General features: G+C 44.5%; 18 protein-coding genes, 2 tRNA genes, 3 rRNA genes and 1 pseudogene. 7 read left to right on the top strand and 17 right to left on the bottom strand.

Translation table 11 applies throughout. The annotated features are described in order from the left end of the window. Positions 1-72 precede the first annotated feature (72 nt). Complete coding sequence (gene lptB / locus A4V03_RS01170) at positions 73-834, top strand: LPS export ABC transporter ATP-binding protein (RefSeq protein ID WP_004308626.1); 762 nt, start codon at positions 73-75, stop codon at positions 832-834. Between the two features lie 138 nt (positions 835-972). Here the strand turns inward: lptB and der are convergent, their stop codons facing one another. The 10 genes from der to A4V03_RS01120 all read right to left on the bottom strand — a co-directional run bounded on the left by der (position 973) and on the right by A4V03_RS01120 (position 10472). Next, the gene (gene der, locus A4V03_RS01165) at positions 973-2286 is read right to left on the bottom strand and encodes a ribosome biogenesis GTPase Der (RefSeq protein WP_065537636.1); all 1314 of its coding nucleotides are present in this window, start codon (positions 2284-2286) and stop codon (positions 973-975) included. Between the two features lie 48 nt (positions 2287-2334). Then, positions 2335-3216: a GTPase Era gene (gene era, locus A4V03_RS01160; protein WP_065537635.1), complete on the bottom strand. Its 882-nt coding sequence runs from the start codon at positions 3214-3216 to the stop codon at positions 2335-2337. An 86-nt stretch (positions 3217-3302) separates the two neighbouring features. Beyond that, entirely contained in the window at positions 3303-4310 is a 1008-nt protein-coding gene (locus A4V03_RS01155; RefSeq protein WP_065537634.1) for a beta-ketoacyl-ACP synthase III, read from the bottom strand. 87 nt (positions 4311-4397) lie between these two features. Further along, entirely contained in the window at positions 4398-4583 is a 186-nt protein-coding gene (gene rpmF / locus A4V03_RS01150) for a 50S ribosomal protein L32 (protein WP_004296852.1), read from the bottom strand. Between the two features lie 12 nt (positions 4584-4595). Beyond that, positions 4596-5174, bottom strand: coding sequence for a YceD family protein (locus tag A4V03_RS01145; RefSeq protein WP_065537633.1), 579 nt, complete (start codon positions 5172-5174; stop codon positions 4596-4598). Between the two features lie 203 nt (positions 5175-5377). Further along, positions 5378-5488: ribosomal RNA gene (gene rrf, locus A4V03_RS01140) — 5S ribosomal RNA — on the bottom strand. 91 nt (positions 5489-5579) lie between these two features. After that, positions 5580-8459: ribosomal RNA gene (locus tag A4V03_RS01135) — 23S ribosomal RNA — on the bottom strand. Positions 8460-8618: 159 nt separating this feature from the next. Next, positions 8619-8692 (bottom strand) — tRNA-Ala (locus A4V03_RS01130). Between the two features lie 15 nt (positions 8693-8707). Beyond that, positions 8708-8781: transfer RNA gene (locus A4V03_RS01125), tRNA-Ile, on the bottom strand. 162 nt (positions 8782-8943) lie between these two features. Then, positions 8944-10472: ribosomal RNA gene (locus A4V03_RS01120) — 16S ribosomal RNA — on the bottom strand. The 16S, 23S and 5S rRNA genes sit together here with 2 tRNA genes alongside, the layout of an rRNA operon. A 903-nt stretch (positions 10473-11375) precedes the next feature. Between A4V03_RS01120 and A4V03_RS01105 the strand changes: the two genes are divergently transcribed. The 6 genes and pseudogenes from A4V03_RS01105 (at position 11376) to gldH (ending at position 16225) form a co-directional block, all read left to right on the top strand. Continuing rightward, complete coding sequence (locus tag A4V03_RS01105) at positions 11376-11744, top strand: hypothetical protein (RefSeq protein ID WP_065537631.1); 369 nt, start codon at positions 11376-11378, stop codon at positions 11742-11744. Positions 11745-11787: 43 nt separating this feature from the next. Further along, positions 11788-11955 (top strand): annotated as a pseudogene (locus A4V03_RS20585) (ISAs1 family transposase); the annotation flags it as partial. Between the two features lie 209 nt (positions 11956-12164). Then, the gene (gene metF, locus A4V03_RS01100; RefSeq protein ID WP_065537630.1) at positions 12165-13118 is read left to right on the top strand and encodes a methylenetetrahydrofolate reductase [NAD(P)H]; all 954 of its coding nucleotides are present in this window, start codon (positions 12165-12167) and stop codon (positions 13116-13118) included. Position 13119: 1 nt separating this feature from the next. Continuing rightward, positions 13120-14244, top strand: coding sequence for a DNA polymerase III subunit (locus tag A4V03_RS01095; RefSeq protein WP_065537629.1), 1125 nt, complete (start codon positions 13120-13122; stop codon positions 14242-14244). Positions 14245-14259: 15 nt separating this feature from the next. Then, positions 14260-15774, top strand: a complete 1515-nt coding sequence (locus A4V03_RS01090; protein ID WP_065537628.1) for a PSP1 domain-containing protein — start codon at positions 14260-14262, stop codon at positions 15772-15774. After that, on the top strand, positions 15752-16225 hold the full coding sequence (gldH, locus tag A4V03_RS01085) for a gliding motility lipoprotein GldH (protein WP_065537627.1): 474 nt from the start codon (positions 15752-15754) through the stop codon (positions 16223-16225). The genes A4V03_RS01090 and gldH overlap by 23 nt, the downstream gene beginning before the upstream one ends. A gap of 2 nt (positions 16226-16227) precedes the next feature. On the opposite strand, the gene rodA is transcribed toward gldH, so the two are convergent. The 7 genes from rodA to A4V03_RS01050 form a co-directional block, all read right to left on the bottom strand. Then, the gene (gene rodA / locus A4V03_RS01080; RefSeq protein WP_065537626.1) at positions 16228-17685 is read right to left on the bottom strand and encodes a rod shape-determining protein RodA; all 1458 of its coding nucleotides are present in this window, start codon (positions 17683-17685) and stop codon (positions 16228-16230) included. Next, a complete protein-coding gene (locus A4V03_RS01075) occupies positions 17666-19528 on the bottom strand; it encodes a penicillin-binding transpeptidase domain-containing protein (RefSeq protein ID WP_065537625.1) in 1863 nt (620 codons plus the stop codon). The genes rodA and A4V03_RS01075 overlap by 20 nt, the downstream gene beginning before the upstream one ends. 2 nt (positions 19529-19530) lie before the next feature. After that, complete coding sequence (gene mreD, locus A4V03_RS01070; protein ID WP_065537624.1) at positions 19531-20028, bottom strand: rod shape-determining protein MreD; 498 nt, start codon at positions 20026-20028, stop codon at positions 19531-19533. Further along, positions 20025-20870 (bottom strand): rod shape-determining protein MreC, encoded by an 846-nt coding sequence (gene mreC, locus A4V03_RS01065; protein WP_065537623.1) that lies wholly within the window; start codon positions 20868-20870, stop codon positions 20025-20027. Before mreC ends, mreD begins: the two co-directional genes overlap by 4 nt. Positions 20871-20877: 7 nt before the next feature. Beyond that, positions 20878-21900 (bottom strand): rod shape-determining protein, encoded by a 1023-nt coding sequence (locus A4V03_RS01060; RefSeq protein ID WP_065537622.1) that lies wholly within the window; start codon positions 21898-21900, stop codon positions 20878-20880. A gap of 126 nt (positions 21901-22026) precedes the next feature. Continuing rightward, the gene (purH, locus tag A4V03_RS01055; RefSeq protein ID WP_065537621.1) at positions 22027-23550 is read right to left on the bottom strand and encodes a bifunctional phosphoribosylaminoimidazolecarboxamide formyltransferase/IMP cyclohydrolase; all 1524 of its coding nucleotides are present in this window, start codon (positions 23548-23550) and stop codon (positions 22027-22029) included. A 151-nt stretch (positions 23551-23701) separates the two neighbouring features. Continuing rightward, positions 23702-25738 (bottom strand): M13 family metallopeptidase, encoded by a 2037-nt coding sequence (locus A4V03_RS01050; protein WP_065537620.1) that lies wholly within the window; start codon positions 25736-25738, stop codon positions 23702-23704. Between the last annotated feature and the right edge of the window lie 14 nt (positions 25739-25752).

Below are 25752 nucleotides of genomic sequence, written 5' to 3'. Positions count from 1 at the left end.
TCACACTATTTGTCTGCAAATGTACATTATTTCAGCTTATTTTTACTACATTTGCCGCAAAATAACTAGAATATGGAAGAAAGCAAGATGGTGCTCCGCACGGAAGACCTGGTTAAGAAGTACGGTAAACGAACCGTTGTGAGCCACGTTTCCATCAATGTGAAGCAAGGTGAGATTGTAGGTTTGCTGGGACCGAACGGTGCCGGTAAGACAACTTCATTCTATATGACTGTAGGGCTGATTACTCCGAATGAAGGACGTATTTTCCTCGACGACCTGGAGATTACCAAATATCCGGTTTACAAACGGGCGCAAACAGGAATCGGCTACCTTGCACAGGAAGCTTCCGTTTTCCGCCAGATGAGTGTGGAAGATAATATCGCCGCCGTACTGGAAATGACTAACAAGCCCAAAGAATATCAAAAGGAGAAACTCGAAAGCCTGATAGCAGAATTCCGTCTGCAAAAGGTACGCAAAAACAAAGGTAACCAGTTGTCCGGAGGTGAACGCCGCCGTACGGAGATTGCCCGTTGTCTTGCCATCGACCCCAAATTCATCATGCTTGACGAACCTTTTGCCGGTGTAGACCCGATTGCCGTAGAAGATATCCAGCAAATTGTTTGGAAGTTGAAAGACAAGAATATCGGAATCCTGATTACCGACCACAACGTACAGGAAACACTTAGTATCACCGACCGCGCCTATCTACTGTTCGAAGGAAAGATTCTTTTCCAGGGAACACCGGAAGAATTATCGGAGAATCAGATTGTGCGCGAAAAATACTTGAGTAACAGTTTCGTTTTACGCAGAAAAGATTTCCAGTTGGAGAAATAGGTTCACCACAGATTAACACAGATTTCCACAGATATTTCATAAAGAATACGGGCTAATCAAATGATACAAAACTTGTAAATTGATTAGCCCGTATTTTATTTTTAATCTGTGGAAATCTGTGTTAATCTGTGGTGAACTTTACTTCTGTCGAATATAAATATTAACCGGAGTACCTGTCAGATTCCATTTCTCACGCATCTTATTTTCGAGGAAACGTTTGTACGGATCCTTCACATACTGCGGCAAGTTGGCAAAATAGACAAATGAAGGCACTTGCGTATTTGGCAGCTGTGTGATGTATTTAATCTTGATATACTTACCTTTATTTGAGGGAGGCGGATAAGCCTCGATCAACGGAAGCATTTCTTCATTCAAACGAGCTGTCGGAATCTTTGTCGTCCGGTTCTCATATACATTACGTGCTTCTTCCAGCACTTTCAGAATACGTTGCTTGGTCGATGCAGAAGCAAAAATGATCGGGAAATCGACAAACGGAGCAAAACGTGAACGGACAGCTTCTTCAAATGTCTTCTGCACTTTCACTGATTTATCTTCCACCAAGTCCCATTTATTAATCACGACTACCAATCCTTTCTGGTTCTTCTGAATCAGAGAGAAGATATTCAGGTCCTGGCTTTCAATACCCCTCGTTGCATCCAACATCAGAATACAAACATCCGAACCTTCGATAGCACGAATCGAACGAATCACCGAATAATATTCCAAGTCTTCATTTACCTTGTTTTTCTTACGGATACCTGCCGTATCTACCAGGTAAAAATCAAATCCGAATTTATTGTAACGAGTGTAGATCGAGTCACGGGTAGTTCCTGCAATCTCTGTCACGATATTACGTTCTTCCCCAATAAACGCATTTACAATGGAAGACTTTCCTGCATTCGGGCGTCCTACCACAGCAAAACGAGGAATATCATCATCCAAGATTTCAGAAGACTCCTTCTTGAAATTGCTGACAATCAAATCCATCAAATCACCCGTACCACTTCCTGTCATGGCAGAAACACAATACGGATCGCCCAATCCTAGTTTATAAAACTCAGGAGCGTTATACTGTAAATCATGATTATCCGTTTTATTGGCAACTATAATCACCGGACTATTAGCACGGCGCAGAATAGCCGCTACCTGCATATCCAGATCAGTCACTCCGTTCATCACATCCACAACGAACAAAATAACGTCCGCTTCATCCACTGCCAATAACACTTGCTTGCGGATTTCCTCTTCAAAGATATCATCCGAATTGACCACCCATCCGCCGGTATCCACCACGGAAAACTCACGACCCAGCCACTCGGACTTGCCATATTGTCTGTCGCGGGTTGTACCCGCTGCTTCATTCACAATAGCCTGACGAGTCTTCGTCAGACGGTTAAATAAGGTAGACTTGCCCACATTCGGACGTCCTACAATTGCAACTAAATTACCCATAGTTCAATACCTTGTTTTTTCACGACTATCACAGTCGCATGAATACTCTTAATCTAACTGATAACCAAAATTACGCAGCTCCTTATCCGAGCTACGCCAATCCTTATCCACTTTCACATACGTTTCAAGGAAAATAGTTTTTCCAAAGAAACGTTCCAGTTCGCGGCGAGCCTCAGTAGCAACCTTCTTCAACGCCTTGCCCTGTTTACCGATAATAATTCCTTTCTGCGAATCACGTTCCACGTTAATCACCGCACGAATATGAATCTTCTTCGGCTCTTCCTTAAACTCCTCTACAACCACTTCTACCGAATAAGGAATCTCCTTGTCGTAGTAGAGCAAAATCTTTTCCCGGATAATCTCATTCACGAAGAAACGGGCAGGCTTGTCTGTCCACTGATCCTTTCCAAAATAAGGAGGAGAATCGGGCAACAGTTCTTTGATTCGTTTCATCACATAGTCCACATTGAACTTTGATGTAGCAGAAATCGGAATAATTTCGGCTTGGGGAAGCAGTTCTTTCCAATCTTCCACCAGTTTTACCAGTTTTTCCTGATCTGTAAGATCTATCTTATTGATGAGCAAGAGCACGGGCACCGTCATCTGACGCACCTTCTCCATAAACTCACTATTCTTATCCGGTGTCTCCACCACGTCAGTCACATAAAGCAAGATATCCGCATCCGTCAATGCCGAAGTAGAGAAATTCAGCATCGACTCCTGTAGTTTATAATTGGGCTTCAATACTCCCGGAGTATCGGAAAAAACAATCTGCATTTCATCCGTATTATAGATTCCCATAATCCGGTGACGAGTTGTCTGCGCCTTGAAGGTAGCAATCGAAATACGTTCACCCACCAAGACATTCATCAATGTCGATTTTCCGACATTCGGATTTCCTACAATGTTTACAAAACCTGCTTTATGCATTTCTCTTCATTTTATTGGTTGAGACAAAAAAACGCATCGAATCGAAATAGGATGCGTTTTTGAGTATTATAGTTCGGTAACTTACGTTACGATTCCTTTTTTCCGTCATAACCCCATTTCACGTAAACTGCGCCCCATGTGAATCCGGCACCGAATGCAGTGAAAATGATATTATCACCTTTCTTGAGTTTATCTTCATAATCCCAGATACACAAAGGAAGAGTAGCAGCACTGGTGTTACCGTAATGTTCAATATTTACCAACACTTTATCCATTGGCACCTCCATACGGTGAGCCACGGCTTCGATAATACGGACATTCGCCTGATGCGGAACAATCCAGTTGATATTATCTTTTGTCAGACCATTCTTTTCTGCAATAGCAGCAGATACATCCGACATGTTGGATACAGCATATTTAAACACTGTTCTTCCTTCCTGGTGCAAATAGTGCATTTTATTGTCTACCGTGAAATAAGAGGGAGGACAAACCGAACCACCAGCTTTCATGTGGAGGAAAGGCAATCCTTTGCCATCTGTTCTCAGTATCGAATCCATGATTCCGTAATCTTCCGTAGTCGGTTCCACCATAAAGGCAGCAGCACCGTCACCAAAGATAGGACATGTAGCACGATCTGTATAGTTAACCATTGACGACATCTTATCGGCACCGACAATGATAATTTTCTTATATCTTCCCGAACGGATGAAATTAGCAGCTGTCTCCATCAAATACAGGAAACCGCTACAAGCAGCCTGCAAATCAAAAGCAAACGCATTCTTCAGTCCGAGTTTATCACAAAGAATAGAAGCTGTAGAAGGGAAGTGATAGTCAGGAGTAGTGGTAGCGACAACAACCAAATCAATGTCATCAGGATTAGCACCAGTTTTCTTCATCAACTGTTTGACAGCTTTACGTGCCATGTATGAACTACCTAATCCTTCCTCATTCAGAATACGTCTCTCCTTTACTCCGATACGAGTCATAATCCATTCGTCGTTGGTATCCACCATTTTTGATATCTCGTCGTTAGTTAAGATATAATCGGGAACGTACCCGCCGACTCCTGTGATTACTGCATTTATTTTTTCCATCAAACCTATTTTAAATTAGCAATATTATAATACTTAAAGCAGCCGGAGAGCTTTACCCTCAGGCTGTTTTCAGTATAACTGTACTAATTATACAGCTGCTTCTTTCTCAATAGCAAGCTTACCTCTGTAATAGCCACAAGCGCCACATACTGTGTGGTAAACGTGCCATTCACCGCAATTCGGACAAATAGCCAATGTAGGAGCTACTGCCTTATCATGAGTTCTTCTCTTCGCTTGTCTCGTACTTGATTGTCTTCTCTTAGGATGTGCCATTTTCTTAAAACTTTAATTATTATCTAATATTTTTTTTAATTCATTCCAGCGAGGATCAATTTGTTCCTCCACTTCTTCCTCAATTACGATGTCATCTCCACCTGTGTCGAAAGTATCATCGCTATCCTCATTCGCATTTGTTTTCAAATGCTTGTTCAATTTACTAGTTACCGTTTTATTACACTTACCGGGAGCATGTACATGCTTCATCGGAATAGACAGTGCAATAAATTCATACATGAACCATGCAACGTTAATTTCCCCTTCTTCCTCGGGAATCACAATCAGGTTGTCACCTTCTTCTGCATATTCATGACCAAACTTTACCATCAGTTTATCAGAAGAACTGATAGGTAGCTCCATATCATCCAGACAACGGTCGCATGGTACCCATACCATACCGTCAGTTTGGAAACTCAGTTCGAAAGCACGAGAGGTTCTTTTCACAGTCAATGTAACATTGACCTTTCCTTTCTGAACTTCAGGACCATCAATGTGAGCGAAGTAAAGGTTATCCAATACAAACTCATACTTAGCAGAGTCTGCTTGCATGCCTTTCAAGTCAATTTTGTATTTATCAAATTTTCCCAAAGCTTCTCTCTTTTTAAATCGTTAGCTTACAATTCGGGCGACAAAGATACAAATAAATATCCTCATAACATACAAATTATCAGTAAATATTCACTTTTTTAATAGCTATTATGTGCTTTGCATCTCCAAAGCAGCCTTTCAGAAAAGTGCATAAACGCCGAAATCCCCTTGACTCATTCCTGAATCAAGGGGATTCTTCTTTAAAACGGCGGCTACCTACTCTCCCACTGTTACGCAGTACCATCGGCGTGACGAGGCTTAACTTCTCTGTTCGGAATGGGAAGAGGTGGAACCCTCGTGCTATAACCACCTGAATAAGGTTATGACATGATGAAAAGTAAAATATAAAGTATTATTCGCGAAAGAATAATCCGCTAAACGTATATACCCAACCGGTACATATTTGAAAGAAAGTGGACGGGCAATTAGTAATGCTCGGCTATGATGTTACCACCTTTACACCTGCATCCTATCAACGTCATCGTCTTTGACGACCCTAAGAAATCTAATCTTGTGGCTGGCTTCGTACTTAGATGCTTTCAGCACTTATCCAATCCCGACTTAGATACCCAGCGATGCACCTGGCGGCACAACTGGTAAACCAGAGGTCAGTCCAACACGGTCCTCTCGTACTAGTGTCAGAGCCACGCAAATTTCATACGCCCACGATAGATAGAGACCGAACTGTCTCACGACGTTCTGAACCCAGCTCGCGTGCCACTTTAATGGGCGAACAGCCCAACCCTTGGGACCTTCTCCAGCCCCAGGATGTGACGAGCCGACATCGAGGTGCCAAACCCCTCCGTCGATATGAGCTCTTGGGAGGGATCAGCCTGTTATCCCCGGAGTACCTTTTATCCTTTGAGCGATGTCCCTTCCATGCGGAAACACCGGATCACTATGCTCTAGTTTCCTACCTGATCGACCTGTCTGTCTCCCAGTCAAGCGCCCTTATGCCATTACACTCTGCGGACGGTTACCAATCGTCCTGAGGGCACCTTTAGAAGCCTCCGTTACACTTTTGGAGGCGACCACCCCAGTCAAACTACCCACCAAACAGTGTCCTCTTATCCAAGAGTTAGAACTCAAATAATCAAAGGGCCGTATTTCAACAGCGACTCCACAAATACTGGCGTACCTGCTTCGAAGTCTCCGGCCTATCCTACACATCAATTACCCAAATTCAATGTTAAGCTATAGTAAAGGTTCACGGGGTCTTTTCGTCCCATCGCGGGTAATCGGCATCTTCACCGATACTACAATTTCACTGAGCTCACGGTTGAGACAGTGTCCAGATCATTACACCATTCGTGCAGGTCGGAACTTACCCGACAAGGAATTTCGCTACCTTAGGACCGTTATAGTTACGGCCGCCGTTTACTGGGGCTTCAATTCAATGCTTCTCTTGCGATGACATCTCCTCTTAACCTTCCAGCACCGGGCAGGTGTCAGGCTGTATACGTGATCTTTCAATTTGGCACAGCCCTGTGTTTTTGTTAAACAGTTGCCTGGACCTATTCTCTGCGCCCAACTCTCGTTGGGACCCTTTATCCCGAAGTTACAGGGTCAGTTTGCCTAGTTCCTTAACCGTGAATCACTCAAGCGCCTTAGTATATTCAACCCGACTACGTGTGTCCGTTTGCGGTACGGGTACCTTAAAGATTAAGTTTAGCGGATTTTCTTGGGAGTATGTTTACACGCGCTATTACCGTTTCCCGGAGGAATTGGTATACTATCAGGTTCGACTCTCTTTGTGGATTTGCCTGCAAAGATCAAAATCTACACCCTTCAACGGACTATTCCGTCAGTCCGCGGCGCTGTCACTGCTCCGTCTCCACGTCACTCTGAAAGGTAGTACAGGAATATTAACCTGTTCTGCCATCGGCATCACCGTTCGGCTGAGCCTTAGGACCCGACTAACCCTGATCCGATTAGCGTTGATCAGGAAACCTTAGTCTTTCGGCGAGGGGGTTTCCCACCCCCTTTATCGTTACTTATACCTACATTTGCTTTTCCACACGCTCCAGCAAAGCTCACGCTTCACCTTCGACGCGGAGTGGAATGCTCCCCTACCGATGTTTGCACATCCCATAGCTTCGGTAAATTGCTTCATGCCCGATTATTATCCACGCCAAACTCCTCGACTAGTGAGCTGTTACGCACTCTTTAAATGAATGGCTGCTTCCAAGCCAACATCCTAGCTGTCTTAGCAATCTGACTTCGTTAGTTCAACTTAGCAATTATTTCGGGACCTTAGCTGATGGTCCGGATTCTTCTCCTTTAGGACATGGACCTTAGCACCCATGCCCTCACTCCCGGGATAGGACTACTGCGCATTCGGAGTTTATCAAGACTTGATAGGCGGTGAAGCCCTCGCATCTTATCAGTCGCTCTACCTCACAGTAGTAATTCCCGAGGCTGCACCTAAATGCATTTCGGGGAGTACGAGCTATCTCCAAGTTTGATTAGCCTTTCACCCCCACCCTCAGTTCATCCGGAAGCTTTTCAACGCTTATCGGTTCGGTCCTCCAGTTAGTGTTACCTAACCTTCAACCTGACCAAGGGTAGATCACTTGGTTTCGCGTCTACTCCTTCCGACTGGGCGCCCTGTTCAGACTCGCTTTCGCTTCGGCTGCGCATCTCAAGATGCTTAACCTTGCCGGAAAAAGTAACTCGTAGGTTCATTATGCAAAAGGCACGCCGTCACTTCTTACGAAGCTCCGACCGCTTGTAGGCGCACGGTTTCAGGGACTATTTCACTCTTCTGTTCGAAGTGCTTTTCACCTTTCCTTCACAGTACTGGTTCGCTATCGGTCTCTCGGGAGTATTTAGCCTTACCGGATGGTCCCGGCAGATTCACGCAAGATTCCTCGTGTCCCGCGCTACTCAGGATACCACTACGCTTCGTTTAGCTTCGAATACAGGACTATCACCGTCTATGGTCCAATTTTCCAAAGGGTTCTTCTCACTAAACTTCTTGCGACATCGTGGTCCTACAACCCCAATATTGCCGTAACAACATTGGTTTGGGCTAATCCCCGTTCGCTCGCCACTACTAGGGGAATCATTATTATTTTCTTTTCCTGCAGGTACTAAGATGTTTCAGTTCCCTGCGTTAGCCTCCATCTAGGATGGATGATGTTCCTTCAGAACACCGGGTTGTCCCATTCGGAAATCTCCGGATCAAAGGTTATTTGCACCTCCCCGGAGCTTATCGCAGCTTATCACGTCCTTCATCGCCTCCGAGAGCCAAGGCATCCGCCATGCGCCCTTGCTTACTTTCTTTCAAACGTTCTGTCCGTGTATTGGTATTGGTGTGGAATCGCTTCCGGCCGCCAATATTGCATACCCGGACACGTACGGTTTGATATATACTTTTAGCTCTTACTTTTTATTTTACTTCTTGTACATCATGTCAAAGATCGTTTCTCTTTTCAGAGACTGTGGAGAATAACGGATTCGAACCGTTGACCCTCTGCGTGCAAGGCAGATGCTCTAGCCAGCTGAGCTAATCCCCCAAAAGAGTTTCGGAGTAGTCCCAGGCAGAGTTGAACTGCCGACCTCTACATTATCAGTGTAGCGCTCTAACCAACTGAGCTATAGGACTAGTTCAACCTTGTCTACCTGTGCGTTAGACTCGGCTTCTTGTTTCTCTTGTTTATCTCTATCTATACTTCTATAGATGGTTGATCTATATCTTATAAATAAACAAGTACCAGTAGTACAAAAACAGAACCTTGAAAAAGCCATCATTACGGCATCTCTCCAGAAAGGAGGTGTTCCAGCCGCACCTTCCGGTACGGCTACCTTGTTACGACTTAGCCCCAATTACCAGTTTTACCCTAGGACGCTCCTCGCGGTTACGTACTTCAGGTACCCCCGGCTTTCATGGCTTGACGGGCGGTGTGTACAAGGCCCGGGAACGTATTCACCGCGCCATGGCTGATGCGCGATTACTAGCGAATCCAGCTTCACGAAGTCGGGTTGCAGACTTCGATCCGAACTGAGAGAGGTTTTGGGGATTAGCATCCTGTCGCCAGGTAGCTGCCTTCTGTACCCCCCATTGTAACACGTGTGTAGCCCCGGACGTAAGGGCCGTGCTGATTTGACGTCATCCCCACCTTCCTCACATCTTACGACGGCAGTCTCTCTAGAGTCCTCAGCAGAACCTGTTAGTAACTAAAGATAAGGGTTGCGCTCGTTATGGCACTTAAGCCGACACCTCACGGCACGAGCTGACGACAACCATGCAGCACCTTCACACCTGCCTTGCGGCTAACATGTCTCCACGTTATTCAGGTGCAATTTAAGCCCGGGTAAGGTTCCTCGCGTATCATCGAATTAAACCACATGTTCCTCCGCTTGTGCGGGCCCCCGTCAATTCCTTTGAGTTTCACCGTTGCCGGCGTACTCCCCAGGTGGAATACTTAATGCTTTCGCTTGGCCGCTTACCGTATATCGCAAACAGCGAGTATTCATCGTTTACTGTGTGGACTACCAGGGTATCTAATCCTGTTTGATACCCACACTTTCGAGCATCAGTGTCAGTTGCAGTCCAGTGAGCTGCCTTCGCAATCGGAGTTCTTCGTGATATCTAAGCATTTCACCGCTACACCACGAATTCCGCCCACCTCTACTGTACTCAAGACTGCCAGTTTCAACTGCAATTTTACGGTTGAGCCGCAAACTTTCACAACTGACTTAACAATCCACCTACGCTCCCTTTAAACCCAATAAATCCGGATAACGCTCGGATCCTCCGTATTACCGCGGCTGCTGGCACGGAGTTAGCCGATCCTTATTCATATGGTACATACAAGAGGGTATGCATACCCTGTTTTATTCCCATATAAAAGAAGTTTACAACCCATAGGGCAGTCATCCTTCACGCTACTTGGCTGGTTCAGACTCTCGTCCATTGACCAATATTCCTCACTGCTGCCTCCCGTAGGAGTTTGGACCGTGTCTCAGTTCCAATGTGGGGGACCTTCCTCTCAGAACCCCTATCCATCGTCGTCTTGGTGGGCCGTTACCCCGCCAACTAACTAATGGAACGCATCCCCATCGATAACCGAAATTCTTTAATATCAAGATCATGCGACCTTGATATCCTATCGGATATTAATCTTTCTTTCGAAAGGCTATCCCCGAGTTATCGGCAGGTTGGATACGTGTTACTCACCCGTGCGCCGGTCGCCATCGGAAGTTTGCAAGCAAACTCCCATGCTGCCCCTCGACTTGCATGTGTTAAGCCTGTAGCTAGCGTTCATCCTGAGCCAGGATCAAACTCTTCATTGTAAAAGTATCTTTAATCATCCGTTAGGATGTCTTTTGCTCTGTTCAGGACGCCGTAAATTCATTGACTCTTTTCAAGTACCTGTGTCTCATAATGCATTGCTACATTAAGACAAGTATTGACGGTTCTATTTTTTACTTGTACTACTTGTATTGTTTATCAATATTTCAAAGAACTTGTCGCTTTCGTTTCAAAAGCGGGTGCAAAGGTAAGCGCTTTATTTTTAACCGCCAAACTTTTTCGGAAGTTTTTTTCATTTTTTCTTTTTACTCATTTCTCAGGCTCTCTTTGCGAAAGGGAAAGAATGTATAAAAGAAAAGAAACAAAGGACGCTTTCTTTACGAATCGGACTGCAAAGATAAGAACTTTATTTTATATCCTCCAAAACTTTTTCGAAGTTTTTTTGTTCTTATGTTGAAGACCAAGACGCGCTTTTTCACTAAGTCAATCTTACAAGGCTTTCTTCTCTTGGAAAGCGGGTGCAAAAGTAGGCCCTTTTCACATATACTCCAAATATATCAGGATCTTTTTTCGAAGTTTTTTTGAAGGATTTTGCTAAAGTGCTGAAAGAGAATGATGTTGTAGAACATGTTTTCTTTATCATAAAAGGATTGAATAGGAAGCGGTAAAGGAAATGCACATTATTATATTGCATGCGGGTACACGCGTGCGCATGCGAAGAATCGCACACATGAAAAGAATAGAGCGAAAGGGATAAACAAGAGAAAAAAGGTAGATAAGACAACGGATTGTTGATTGAAGAGATCCGTTAGTTCCGGTGGTCCCACATATTGTGGGAAAGTATTCCCGCATATTATGGGAATTTGTTCCCAATTAATAGGGAATATTTTCCCAAGCAGTAGGGAAACTTTTCCCAAGCGCCCGGGAATATTTTCCCACAATATGTGGGACTAATACACGGTATATGGAAACAAGCAAAAGGAAGAGGGCGGATACGATATAACTATACTTGGCAAAAGCCGGCAATTGAGGCATATATCAGGCATTCAAGCGATAAAAAAAACGCGAAATGCCCCAAAAACAGAGGAGTGCTTGCAGAGGTGCAAAAACGACATATATCATTATCAATCAACGGATTGAATCAAAAAAGGGAAATTCGGATAGTGAGGGCAAACGCCTGCCCTCACTATGCTATCATACTTGCCCTAATAGCGGAAAGCACGATGAATAAAGGGATTGGGAGGAGATATGAGAGCATGAGGGCAAAAAAGGGAAATAATTCCTGTGGGAGGATTAAGAAAGCAACTCCATAACCAGAGCAAACGCCCAATAAGTATTACATCTTCATAAGGCTTATTGGAACCTGAGCCAATTACCATACTCAAATCAGTTAGGTCACACTGGGAAGTTGAAAATAACCTGCATTAGGTATTGAATATAGGATTTAGAGAAGATGATGGCAGGAAAACAGAAAATGCTGCTATCAACTTTTCTGCCATATCAAAGGTAGCACTCATGTTATTAATACTTCTGCATCGAAAAATAAATTCTGATATATAATGATTAGATAAGAGAAGGCATATCTTATAGGGGATATTTCCTCTTTTATCTATAATAGTACGATAAAAACAAAACTATTTTAGAGTAAATCAAGAAGAAATCTTTCTTTTTTCGTATTTTTGTCCCAATATGCACGTTTAATCCAAATAGATAACGAACATTAGCAAAAAAGAATGAAAGTAATTGATTTAATACATAGCAACAAGAAAACCGCTTTTTCTTTCGAGATACTTCCACCGCTGAAAGGAACGGGAATAGAAAAGTTATATCAGACAATCGATACGCTTCGGGAATTTGACCCGAAATATATCAATATCACTACCCACCGCAGCGAATACGTGTATAAAGACCTCGGTAACGGATTGTTTCAGAGAAACCGCTTGAGAAGGCGTCCGGGAACGGTTGCCGTGGCTGCCGCCATCCAGAATAAATACAATATTACAGTAGTCCCGCATATTCTGTGCAGCGGATTCACACGTGAAGAAACCGAGTATGTGCTACTCGACCTGCAATTTCTGAATATCACAGAATTGCTGGTATTGCGTGGTGACAAAGCGAAACATGAGTCGGCATTTACACCGGAAGGCGACGGTTATCATCATGCTATCGAGTTGCAGGAACAAATCAATAATTTCAATAAAGGCATTTTTGTGGATGGTTCGGAGATGAAAGTCAGCAATACACCGTTTTCATACGGGGTGGCTTGTTATCCGGAGAAACACGAAGAAGCGCCTAATATCGAGACAGACCTTTACTGGCTGAAGAAAAAAGTGGAGAACGGAGCGGAATATGCCGTGACACAGTTGTTCTACGATAACAGGAAATATTTTGAGTTTGTAGAGCAGGCGAAGGCGGCAGGTATCAATATACCTATCATTCCGGGAATCAAGCCGTTCAAGAAACTGTCTCAACTAAGCATGGTTCCAAAGACTTTCAAAGTGGACTTGCCGGAAGACTTGGTGAAAGAAGCGTTGAAGTGCAAGAATGACGCGGAAGCCGAGCAGGTAGGCATCGAATGGTGTGTATCCCAATGCAAGGAGTTGATGGCTCATGGAGTGCCGAGTATTCATTTCTACTCTATCGGAGCAGTAGACAGTATCAAAGAAGTAGCCAAAATCATTTATTGATATGTTTTTCAGAGACGTAATCGGACAAGAAGAAATCAAGCAACGGCTCATTCAGGAAGTGAATGAGGGGCGTATTCCACATGCCCAGCTGATTTGCGGACCGGAAGGGGTCGGGAAAATGCCGTTGGCTATTGCATACGCACGTTACATCAGTTGCACTAATCGGGGAAAGACTGATGCCTGCGGAACGTGTCCGTCCTGCGTGAAATTCAATAAATTGGTGCATCCCGACGTACATTTCGTATTCCCTATCGTGAAAAGCGCAAAAGGGAAAAAGGAAGTATGCGATGATTATATTGCCGACTGGCGGTCGTTTGTTATCAATCATCCTTACTTTAACCTCAATCACTGGTTGGGAGAGATGGATGCGGAAAACTCACAGGCATTGATTTACGCCAAAGAGAGTGACGAAATCCTAAAAAAACTTAGCCTGAAATCCAGCGAAGGAGGATTTAAGATTACGATTGTATGGTTGCCGGAAAAAATGCATCCGGTATGTGCCAACAAACTGCTGAAGTTGCTTGAGGAACCGCCCGAGAAAACGGTTTTCTTATTAGTATCGGAAGCACCGGACATGATTCTGCCCACTATCCTAAGCCGTACCCAGCGCATGAATGTACGGAAGATTGATGAAGCCAGTATCGACCGGGTATTACAGACGAAATATAACATTTTGCCTGCCGCCAGTATTTCCATTGCCCATCTGGCAAACGGGAATTTTATCAAGGCACTCGAAACGGTTCATTTGAATGAAGAGAACCAGTTGTTTTTTGACTTGTTTGTCAGCCTGATGCGGTTGTCTTACCAACGGAAAATCAGGGAGATGAAAATGTGGAGCGAGCAAGTGGCGGGCATGGGACGTGAACGTCAGAAGAACTTCCTGGAATATTGCCAACGCATGATTCGGGAAAATTTTATCTTCAACCTGCACCAGCGCGACCTGACGTATATGACGATTAATGAACAGAATTTTGCAACCCGCTTTGCTCCTTTTGTCAACGAACGAAACGTGATGGGCATCATGGACGAATTAAGCGAAGCGCAACTACATATAGAACAGAACGTAAATGCTAAAATGGTATTCTTCGACTTCTCGCTGAAAATGATTGTACTGTTGAAGCAATAATAAATATATAAACTTATGGAATATAAACTTCATAATGGAAGCGGCGGCCTTTGCTGCAAAGGATGCTCCCGACAAGATAAAAAGCTGAACACCTACGATTGGCTGGCGGACATTCCGGGCAATGCGGAAGAGAGTGACATGGTGGAAGTGCAATTCAAGAATACCCGGAAGGGATATTTCCGGAACAGCAACAAGATTAAACTGGAAAAAGGAGATATCGTTGCCGTTGAAGCGGCTCCCGGTCATGACATCGGAGTGGTTACATTGACCGACCGGCTCGTTCCGCTGCAAATGAAGAAAGCAAACTTCAAGGCAGATACGGAAATCAAGCGTGTCTATCGGAAAGCTAAGCCAGTAGATATGGAAAAGTTCAACGAAGCCAAAGCCAAAGAACACGCTACGATGATTCGTGCGCGTCAGATTGCGTTGAATCTCAATCTGAATATGAAAATCGGAGACGTGGAGTATCAGGGGGATGGCAACAAAGCTATTTTCTACTATATCGCCGATGAGCGGGTAGACTTCCGGCAGCTGATTAAAGTATTGGCCGAAGCATTCCGCGTACGTATCGAAATGAAACAAATCGGTGCCCGTCAGGAAGCAGGACGCATCGGCGGAATCGGTCCTTGTGGACGCGAACTCTGCTGCGCTACGTGGATGACGAGCTTCGTCTCTGTTTCTACCAGTGCAGCCCGTTTTCAGGATATCTCATTGAATCCGCAGAAACTTGCCGGACAATGCGCTAAACTGAAATGCTGTCTGAACTACGAAGTGGACTGTTATGTGGAAGCTCAAAAACGTCTCCCATCAAGAGAGATAGAGCTAGAAACGAAAGATGGTACTTTCTATTTCTTCAAAGCGGACATTCTAAGTAATCAGGTTTCTTACTCTACGGATAAAAACTTCCCAGCCAACCTGGTCACCATCAGCGGCAAACGTGCGTTTGAAGTAATCTCCATGAATAAGAAAGGGATGAAACCGGACAGTTTGCTCGAAGAAGAAAAGAAAGCGGAACCGAGAAAACCAGTTGACTTGCTGGAACAGGAAAGTGTTACCCGCTTCGACCGCAACCGGAATAATAAAGAGGGCGGCAATAACGCTAACCGGAATAATAAAAAGAAGAAAAAAGGAAACAATAATAACGGGAACCGCCCGCAACAGCAAGCGGAAGGTGGCAATCGTCCGCAACAACCGCAACGGGAGAATGAAAACCGCCCGCAGCAGTCAGAAAACGGCAACAGAGGGGAAAGAGACAACCGACCGAGAAATAACAATAACAACAACCGGAACAGAGGACAGAACCAGGGACGGAACAACGAAAACAGACGTCCGGAAAGAGGTTCAAATCAGGAACGTCCACAAGGACAGGAACGGTCGAATCAGGAACGTCCGCAGCAACAAGACCGTCAACGTGAACAACAAGGTCAAGAACGTCAAGAACGTCGTCCCAACCACGAGCGTCCTTCCAGACCGGAAAGAAATCAGAATCAGGAGAAACAGTCAACTAATGAAAAGTCTACTCAAGAATAGTATATTGAGTCTATTCAGTGCTTGCTTACTGACAGCCTGCAACGAACATACGGTGTATCACTCTTATCAATCCCTTCCCAACGAGGGATGGGGAAAGAGTGATACACTCTCTTTTCAGATTCCCATAACTGACAGTGTGCCGACTACTCTCCGGCTTTTTGCGGAAGTCCGCAACAGTATCGGATATCCTTATCATGACCTCCATTTATTTATCAGTCAGAATCTACAGGATTCTACGGTATGGCGCACTGACACGATAGCTTTCAGCCTGGCTGACTCTACCGGAAGATGGATGGGACACGGATGGGGAAGCATTTTCCAATCGGAAACTTTCATCAAGTCCGTCCTCCCCTTGCACTCCGGAAATTACACGATTAAAGTGATCAACGGAATGAAAGATGAAAAGTTACAAGGCTTGAGCGATGTAGGCATCCGTATTGAGAGGCAGTAAGATTAGAGTCTTCTGCCACGTCCCGCATCAATGCGCAAGAAGATAAACAGCAATATCGTAAATCCCCATAAAGAGGAACCTCCATAGCTGAAGAAAGGCAATGGAATACCGATAACTGGAGTTAACCCCAGCACCATACCAATATTGATAAATAAGTGGAAAAGGAAAATACTGACGACCGAATATCCATAAACCCGCCCAAAGTTGGAAGTCTGCCGTTCGGACAGGAAGATTAATCGTAAAATCAAAATAAGGAAAGCCAACAGAACAGCAGCCGAACCGACAAATCCTTGCTCCTCACCCACTGTACAGAATATAAAGTCGGTATCTTGTTCGGGCACGTACTTTAATTTTGTTTGCGTACCATTCAGGAACCCTTTTCCTGTCAACCCACCGGAACCGATGGCAATCTTGGACTGATTCACGTTGTATCCGGCACCGGTCAAATCTTCTTCCAGCCCGAGCACTACTTTGATACGGACTTGCTGATGCGGTTCGAGCACATTATCAAATACATAATTACTGGAATACAGGAAGCCGATAGAACCGATTGTAAACAAGGCAATCAGGAAATAAGTACGTTTCCGCTCACTTAATGCCAAATAAATCAGATAACCTATCACCACAATACAAAGCGCCCATTGCACCCAAACGAGGCTAAAATGTACCCAATATTCGGATATTAAATAAGCAATCAGTAATATAGCCAAACTTCCACCAATGATATTGCGGGTAGCAAACCATTTCTTGCGATACACCCACACCATGCCACCGGCAAATAATAAGATCAATAGTAATACGATAAATTCTCCAAGCGGTGTAGGAGTATCGGCGATAAAAATCTCATCAAAACGAATGCCGACCACAAAGTAGATTACCGCACATACGCCCGCAAAAAGCACTACTCCCGGCATTCCTTCACGATAAAGAACCAGAAAAAAAGCAAGATAAACCAATGCAGACCCAGTCTCCCGCTGACCGATAATCAATAACATCGGGAGAAGAATGATGAATCCCAGGATAAAGGCACACTTTTCTTTCTTGATACTGAATGAATATGAATTCATGTATTTGGCCAACGCCAAGGCAGTAGCGAACTTGGCAAACTCGGCGGGTTGCAGGCTCACAGGTCCCATGACAAGCCAGGAGCGTGATCCTTTAGTGTCCGGCGCTATGAAGATGGTAACAATGAGCAAGAGAATCATCCCCACATATATAATGTACGCGAACATATCATACATACGGTCTTCCAGCATCAATAGCACGAATCCGAGCCCGAAGGAACAGATAATCCACACGAACTGCTTGCCGGCACGGGTCGAGAAGTCGAGGAAGTCGCGTTCACCATAGTCATAACTGGCTCCGCAGACGCTAAACCATCCGCCAACAATCAGGAGCAGATAAATAAAAATCGTTACCCAGTCCAGCGTTTTCCACAAACTATCGTTCCTCGTTACCATATACTATCACTCTGTTACTAAATTCTTCCGCCCTCAACTCATTCTCCGGCGAGAGCTTGCCTTTCAAATACTGTTCCATCATCAGTGCGCCAAAAGGAACCCCGTAAGTAGCCCCCCATCCGCCGTTCTCTACATAGACGGCAATAGCTATCTTCGGTTTGTTCATCGGTGCAAAGCCCATAAATACCGAGTGGTCGTGTCCGCGGTTCTGCGCAGTACCCGTTTTTCCACAGGCTTCCAAATCCGGAACCATCCCTGACAGCATACGGCAAGTTCCTCCGGTAGCTGCGTCACGCATCCCTTGTATGACTGATTCATAATGTCTTTTCTCAATAGTGGTATAGCGTGGTACGCGATAGATGCTGTCCAACTGATTGTCTTGTATTTCCTTTACAATATGCGGTGTTACAAAATACCCTCTGTTAGCAATGGTTGCCCCCAGGTTAGCAATCTGAAGAGGAGTGGATAGAATTTCCCCCTGTCCGATAGAGATACTGATTACTGTCAGTCCGTTCCAATGTCCGCGATAGGCTTTATCATAGAACTGCGCATTCGGAATCAAGCCCCGTTTCTCTCCCGGCAAATCAACTCCCAATTTGTAGCCAAATCCTTGCGAAACCATGTGGTCTTTCCAGACCGTAATGGCGTTTTGCGGCGAACCGTATTTACGGTCGCCAAACATACGGAACAGTCCCCAACAGAAATAGGAGTTGCACGATGTGGCAATAGACGGAATCAGTGGCAAGGGAGATCCGTGAGTATGGCAGCCTACTGTCAGTTTTCCATAATGGAATCCATGTGAACAAGGAAATGCCGGACTCTGTTCGGCTATGATTCCTTCTTGCAGGAATGTCAGTCCTTGCGCTGTCTTGAAAGTAGATCCCGGAGGATACACCCCCATCAGGGCACGATTCAAAAGCGGTTTGGTTATATCACGTTGCAAGGCCAGATGGTTCTTACCACGCTGGCGGCCAATCATCAAATGCGGGTCATAATTGGGAGAGGATACCAGACAAAGGATTTCTCCGGTCTCCGGTTCGATAGCCACGATACTTCCAATCTTATTCTTTAATAAACGTTCGCCCAGCATCTGCAAGTCAATATCCAGACTCAATGTCAGGTTCTTGCCGGGAACGGAAGGACGGTCATATTCACCATCCATATAATGTCCCTGGATACGCCCGTGTGCATCGCGAAGCAGAATCTCAATCCCTTTCTCGCCACGCAGATACTTCTCATACGATTTCTCGACTCCTAACTTGCCGACATAATCCCCACGAATGTAGTATCCTTCTTCATCCGCTTCCATTTCTTTTGCGGAGACTTCTCCGATATCTCCCAAAGCATGAGCGGCAGCATTGTACGAATATTGACGGATGGTACGCCGTTGGATATAAAAGCCACGAAACTTAAACAGCTTTTCCTGAAAGACACCACATTCTTCCGCTGAAAGTTGCGACATAAATAACTGGTTGGTATAGCGGGAATATCCCGGATTGCGGCGACGGTCTTTCATGTCGCTCATTATTTTGAGGAACTGTGCACGGGTGATATTCAGCGATTGGCATAAATCAAGTGTATCTAGATTCTCTACTTCCTTTGGCACGATTGTTATGTCGTATGCCGGCTGGTTGAATACCAATAGTTTACCGGTCCGGTCATAAATAGCGCCACGCGAGGGGTACTGGATCTTATTCAGAAAAGCATTACTGTCAGCATTCTTTTTGTAGTCATCGGTCGTAATCTGTAATACAAAAAGACGTATCAGATAAATCAAAACAATGGAGATAGCAATGCCTCCGATTACAAATTTGCGCTTCTCTAAGATATAATCTTTTGCCATCGTTACTTCTTAATCACTTCTATAGCTATGATACAGGTTACAGTCAGAATAGTGCAAAGAAGCACTCGCAGCAGTAACAGCCAGATGCTGGTAAATGAGAAGAACTCAATGGAGAGTAATGCCAGACTGTGTGCAAAAACACTTGCAGTAGTATATTTTAAGAAAGGACTGATTCCCATCGTCTTGAAAGAGGGAATAAGACTGTCCGGATTATCACGGGGCATGAACAGACGAAGCAAAGAGGGACGGAGAAAGGCTAGCAACACGGTAGCTGCCGCATTCATTCCCGAAGTATCGGAAAATATATCAATGGTCAGCCCGAAGAAAAAAGCCCACAACATCAGTTCATTCCGGGAAGTGCCGGAGCTGAATTTCAGGATAAAATAGATGTAAAGAAAAGGAGTAGCATAACCGGCAATATGTACACTATTAAGGATTAGCACCTGAAGAAGTACCAAGCCGATAAACCATCCAATTCTATGTATGTAAGTAATAATCATTCTTTCATCACCTTGTTTTCAAGTTTCTTCTGTTCTTCCTGACCTGTCCGGGCTACCACCCGAACGTCACTCAACTTACCGAAATCAGTAGCCAACTTGATTTTCAACAGATAGGAAAGTCCGTCATTAGAGTCGGCCATATCATCTACCGTCCCCACCATTATACCTTCGGGAAAGACGGTGGAGAAACCACTGGTAACGACTGTATCTCCCAAATTAAACTCTGCATGACGAGGCAAGTCTTTCAGATAAGCATAGCGCGAATCTCCATGTTCCCATTTCAGGTAGCCGAAATAATCACTGCCGATAATCTTGCAACTGATATTCGACTTACTGTTCAGTACCGAAATCACCACCGAATAGGAAGGAGATGTTTCATAAACAATCCCTACAATCCCATTACCGTCCACCACTCCCATTTCGGAGCGAATACCGGAAGAGGAACCTTTATCGAGCGTAATATAATTATCAACCAGATTCAAACTGTTCTTTATCACATGCGCTTTAAACAACTGATAATCCGTTTGCGGCACCTGCCGGATGCTGTTGATTGCCATAGAATCGAGCTGCTGCTCTCTTAATGCTTTTTCCAAATTAGTAATCTGCTGTTCGAGCACCATGTTGCGATCCAACAGATCTTCGTTGACCGATTTCAGATGAAAATAAGAGGAAATCCCTCCCGAAACTTCATAAACCGCCCCCACAACCGTATTGGCAGAAGTGAAGAATGCACTCTGCTGATAACGATTGAACCGAAATAACAAAACAAAACTGGCTACCTCCAATAAGATAAAGAGGAACCAGTAATTGTATTTCAGAAGGAAGTTTAATAAATTCCTCATCCCCAGTTTATCTCATTAAGAAAGAGAAACGGTCTACGTTCTTCAATGCCACTCCTGTACCTTTGGCAACCGCATGCAAAGGATCTTCCGCAATATGGAAAGGAATGTTGATCTTATCAGTCAATCTCTTATCCAGTCCACGAAGCAATGCACCACCTCCAGAGAGATAGATACCATTGTGCACAATATCGGCATACAGTTCAGGAGGTGTATTTTCCAATGCACTCAAGATAGCAGTCTCGATCTTTGAAATTGATTTCTCCAAACAGTGAGCTACTTCCTGATAGCATACAGGCACTTCCATCGGAAGAGCTGTGATACGGTTCGGACCATGAACGATATAATCTTCCGGAGCATCATCACCCAGTTCGGTTAAAGCAGCGCCTACATTGATTTTGATACGCTCTGCCATACGCTCGCTGACTTTCACATTGTGCTGACGGCTCATATATTCGCGAATATCCTCTGTCAGGTCATCACCGGCTGTACGGATGGAGTTGTTGGAAACGATACCTCCCAAAGAGATAACGGCAATTTCCGTAGATCCACCACCTATATCAACAATCATGTTTCCTTCCGGAGCTTCCACGTCGATGCCGATACCGATTGCCGCAGCCATCGGTTCGAAAATCAAATAAACATCACGACCGCCGGCATGTTCCGCAGAGTCACGGACAGCACGGAGTTCGACTTCCGTACTTCCCGAAGGAACACCAATCACCATGCGAAGAGAAGGTGAAAACAAATGGTTGCGAGTATTCACCTGCTTTATCAAACCGCGCATCATCTGCTCGCAGGCATAGAAGTCGGCAATCACTCCGTCTCTCAACGGACGGATGGTACGTATGTTTTCGTGGGTTTTTTCATGCATCATCTTCGCCTTTTCCCCCACGGCAATCATCTTTTCCGTACGGCGATCCAGAGCTACAACCGAAGGCTCATCCACCACGATTTTCCCGTTCGTGATGATGATAGTATTGGCTGTGCCCAAGTCCATTGCTATCTCTTGTGTAAAAGAAAATAATCCCATTCTTTTATTTACTATTTGAAAATTTACTATTTACTATTTGATACATACTTATTACTATCTGACAATCAAATCCATATTGCCGAACGGCTGAATAGTAAATTGTAAATTGTCAAATAGTAAATCGCTTTAGTGTTTAAAATGACGGATACCGGTAGTCACCATCGCCATACCGTGCTCATTGCAATAAGCAAATGATAAATCGTCTTTTACCGAGCCTCCCGGTTGGATAACCGCCGTAATACCTTCTTTATCTGCAATTTCCACACAGTCGGGGAATGGGAAGAAGGCATCGGAAGCCATTACTGCACCATTCAGGTCGAAACCGAATGATTTGGCTTTTTCAATTGCTTGTTTCAATGCATCTACACGTGAAGTCTGTCCTACACCACTTGCAAGAAGTTGCTTGTCTTTTGCCAATACGATGGCGTTGGATTTGCTGTTCTTTACAATTTTGTTGGCAAACAACATATCTTCTACTTCTTCCGGAGTAGGAGCTTTGTCTGTCACGGTTTTCAGGTTGGCTACCGTTTCAATATTAGTATCTTTATCCTGCACCAATACGCCATTCAGCAAAGCGCGGAATTGTTTCTTAGGCAATTTAGCTTCCTTACGAACGAGGATGATGCGGTTCTTTTTCTGTCCTAGGATTTCGAGTGCATCCACATCATAATCCGGCGCGATAATCACTTCGAAGAAAATCTTGTTGATTTCTTCGGCAGCTTCTTTGTCGATGATACCATTCGTAATCAACACACCACCGAAAGCAGAAACCGGATCACCTGCCAATGCGTCTTTCCAAGCTTCCAAAACTGTAGCACGGGAAGCTAATCCGCAAGCGTTGTTATGTTTCAGGATAGCGAAAGTGGGATCATTGAATTCGTCGATCAGATCAACGGCTGCGTTGATGTCGAGAAGATTGTTATAAGAGATCTCTTTTCCGTGAATCTGGTCGAACATTGCTTCCAGATTTCCGTAGAAATAACCTTTCTGATGTGGGTTTTCACCGTAACGAAGCTGCTTCTGGCTATTAACAGAGCAACGGAAAGCAGAACCTTCGCCGGCATCGAAATAGTTAAAAATAGCCGAATCGTAGTGAGAAGAAACGGCAAATGCTTCTTTGGCCATCCAGCGACGTTCTTCAAGCGAAGAAGTAGCGCCGTGCTCCATCAACATATCCAATAATGGTTTGTATTGAGCTTGAGAAGCTACGATAATTACATCGTTATAGTTCTTGGCAGCGGCACGAATCAGTGAGATTCCGCCTATATCGATTTTTTCAATAATGTCTGCTTCAGATGCACCGGAAGCTACGGTAGCTTCGAACGGATACAAATCAACAATAACCAGATCTATCTCGGGAATTTCATATTTTTCAATCTGTTGCATATCCTGTTCCAAACCGCGACGACAAAGAATACCTCCGAAAATTTTCGGATGTAACGTCTTTACTCTACCACCAAGAATAGAAGGATAAGTGGTCAAATCTTCCACTGCCTTGCAAGGATATCCCAATGATTCAATAAACTGACGAGTTCCGCCTGTTGACAAAAACTCTACTCCCTCTTCATGAAGTTTGGTAATAATTTCGTCCAAACCTTCTTTATGGTATACAGATACCAATGCTGTTTTTATTCTTTTAGACTCTGACATTGAATTGCTTATTAAGTATTTGGTGTGCAAAGTTACGAAATATTGTTTATCGTACGTAATAAATAAGGTGTGAATTAATAAAAAAAAGCGTTGACTCTCCTATATGAAAAATCAACGCTTCTTCGCAAAGCAGGTTTCTATTCAAAAACTATTACCAGATAGACACACGTTTGTCTTTAGGAACGAACATCGGGTCTTGCTCGGTAATATGAAATGCTTCATACCATGTTCCGATTTGAGGAAGTGCACCGTCTACACGCCATTTGCCTAACGAGTGAGGGTCGAGTTTGGTCAACCGGAGAATTTCTTCCGGACGGATATTTCCTGCCCATACATTAGCGTAGGCAAGGAAGAAACGCTGTTCGGGAGTAAATCCGTCAACAGTTTCGAGAGGAGCGGCAGCTGTCGCGTTCTTGAATGCCTGGTAGGAAACTTGCAGACCGCCGTGGTCGGCAATGTTTTCTCCCAAAGTCAATTGACCGTTAGCCTGTACGCCCGGAGCCACTTCAATACTGTCAAAGAAGTTAACCATCACCTGTGCCCGTTCCTCAAACTTTTTAGCATCTTCTTCTGTCCACCAGTCTTTCAGGTTTCCGTCTTTGTCATATTGACGTCCCTGATCGTCAAATCCATGAGTCATCTCATGACCGATTACTACGCCGATTGCACCGTAGTTCATAGCATCGTCTGCATTCATATCGAAGAACGGAGGTTGCAGGATAGCTGCCGGGAAACAGATTTCATTGGTAGTCGGGTTATAATAAGCGTTCACTGTTTGAGGAGTCATCAACCATTCGTCCTTGTCGACCGGCTTGCCGGCTTTGGCAATCATTTCATTGTAATCCCATTGGCTGGCACGTTCGATGTTTGCCCAGTAAGAATCGTTTTTAATCTCCAGTGCGGAGTAATCTTTCCATTTATCCGGGTAACCTATCTTTACATGGAAGGTAGCCAGTTTTTCCAAAGCTTTCTCCTTGGTCGGCTCACTCATCCATTCCAGACCTTTGATACGTTCTCCTAAAGAAGTTTGCAGGTTCTTCACCAATGTAACCATACGTTCTTTGGCGGCAGCCGGGAAGTACTTCTCTACATACATCTGTCCTACCACTTCGCCAAGTACACCATCTACAGTGCTCACGGAACGTTTCCAGCGAGGTTGCATTTCTTTCTTGCCAGACATTGTCCGGCTGTAGAAGTCGAAGTTTTGTGCTTCAAAATCGTCGCTCAGATAAGAAGCGGCGGCATCTATCAATCCCCATTGGAGGTACAGTTTCTGATCGTCCAGTGATACGGTATTAATCACATCGGCTACTTCCTTCATGGCAGCAGGCTGACCAATGTTTACTTCTTCCAAATCTTTCAAACCGGAAACGGTGAAATAAGTATCCCAGTCAAAAGTAGGAAAGTTCTTTTTCAACGTCGCCCTATCCATCTTGTTATAGTTGGCATGAGGGTCACGCAATTCCACTTGTGAACGAGCGGCTTTCGCCAAGCGGGTTTCGATATTCATCACCGCTTTCACAGCTTTCTGTGCAGTAGCCTCATCATAACCTGCCAGCTGGAACATTTTGGCGATATGTTCCTGATATTTATTACGGATATTTTTAGTCTGCTCGTCATCCTCCAGATAATAGTCACGCTGTCCCATTCCGATACCGCCCTGATAGGTCTGCACCATATTCATGGAACTGTTCATATCATCCGCACTTACAAACATGGTGAAGTAAGGACGGATGCCTTTCTTCTGGCTCTCAGCAATATATGCATAGATTTCGTTCTTATCCTTGAGTGCGTCGATAGCTTCCAGTTCAGCCTTAATCGGAGCTACACCTTCCTGGTTCAGCTTCACGCTATCCATTGCGATGTTGTAAAGGTCGCCCACTTTTTGAGCGGCACTGCCCGGAGCGTTATCTGTCTTCGCAGCCAGTTCGGCAATCAGTGCTTTCAATTGCTCGCGGCTGTTTTCGCGCAACATGTCGAATGTTCCGAAACGTGAATATTCGTCTGTCAGCGGATGGTCTTTTATCCAACCTCCACAGGCATATTGATAAAAACTTGTACCCGGCATAGCCGTGGTATCCAGATTAGCAAGGTCGATACCGGACGTCAGCACGGCCTCTTTCTTACTGTTACATCCTGTTGTCATAAGGCATACGGCAAGAATTGGTAAATACTTGGTTACTTTCATATTCAATATAATAA

Origin of the sequence: Bacteroides caecimuris, assembly GCF_001688725.2 — a bacterium.
Lineage (GTDB): Bacteria > Bacteroidota > Bacteroidia > Bacteroidales > Bacteroidaceae > Bacteroides > Bacteroides caecimuris.
Note: the sequence above shows the minus strand (reverse complement) of the source record. Positions and strands in the feature narration are given on the sequence as shown.

What these genes read in the sequence shown, in the direction of transcription:
- A4V03_RS01060 (WP_065537622.1), bottom strand. Translation starts at nt 21,900, where the DNA reads ATGGGATTATTTTCTTTTACACAAGAGATAGCAATGGACTTGGGCACA.
- A4V03_RS01050 (WP_065537620.1), bottom strand. Translation starts at nt 25,738, where the DNA reads ATGAAAGTAACCAAGTATTTACCAATTCTTGCCGTATGCCTTATGACA.
- A4V03_RS01090 (WP_065537628.1), top strand. Translation starts at nt 14,260, where the DNA reads ATGGAATATAAACTTCATAATGGAAGCGGCGGCCTTTGCTGCAAAGGA.
- A4V03_RS01095 (WP_065537629.1), top strand. Translation starts at nt 13,120, where the DNA reads ATGTTTTTCAGAGACGTAATCGGACAAGAAGAAATCAAGCAACGGCTC.
- era (WP_065537635.1), bottom strand. Translation starts at nt 3,216, where the DNA reads ATGCATAAAGCAGGTTTTGTAAACATTGTAGGAAATCCGAATGTCGGA.
- lptB (WP_004308626.1), top strand. Translation starts at nt 73, where the DNA reads ATGGAAGAAAGCAAGATGGTGCTCCGCACGGAAGACCTGGTTAAGAAG.
- A4V03_RS01075 (WP_065537625.1), bottom strand. Translation starts at nt 19,528, where the DNA reads ATGGCAAAAGATTATATCTTAGAGAAGCGCAAATTTGTAATCGGAGGC.
- rodA (WP_065537626.1), bottom strand. Translation starts at nt 17,685, where the DNA reads ATGGTAACGAGGAACGATAGTTTGTGGAAAACGCTGGACTGGGTAACG.
- der (WP_065537636.1), bottom strand. Translation starts at nt 2,286, where the DNA reads ATGGGTAATTTAGTTGCAATTGTAGGACGTCCGAATGTGGGCAAGTCT.
- rpmF (WP_004296852.1), bottom strand. Translation starts at nt 4,583, where the DNA reads ATGGCACATCCTAAGAGAAGACAATCAAGTACGAGACAAGCGAAGAGA.
- A4V03_RS01155 (WP_065537634.1), bottom strand. Translation starts at nt 4,310, where the DNA reads ATGGAAAAAATAAATGCAGTAATCACAGGAGTCGGCGGGTACGTTCCC.
- metF (WP_065537630.1), top strand. Translation starts at nt 12,165, where the DNA reads ATGAAAGTAATTGATTTAATACATAGCAACAAGAAAACCGCTTTTTCT.
- gldH (WP_065537627.1), top strand. Translation starts at nt 15,752, where the DNA reads ATGAAAAGTCTACTCAAGAATAGTATATTGAGTCTATTCAGTGCTTGC.
- purH (WP_065537621.1), bottom strand. Translation starts at nt 23,550, where the DNA reads ATGTCAGAGTCTAAAAGAATAAAAACAGCATTGGTATCTGTATACCAT.
- mreC (WP_065537623.1), bottom strand. Translation starts at nt 20,870, where the DNA reads ATGAGGAATTTATTAAACTTCCTTCTGAAATACAATTACTGGTTCCTC.
- mreD (WP_065537624.1), bottom strand. Translation starts at nt 20,028, where the DNA reads ATGATTATTACTTACATACATAGAATTGGATGGTTTATCGGCTTGGTA.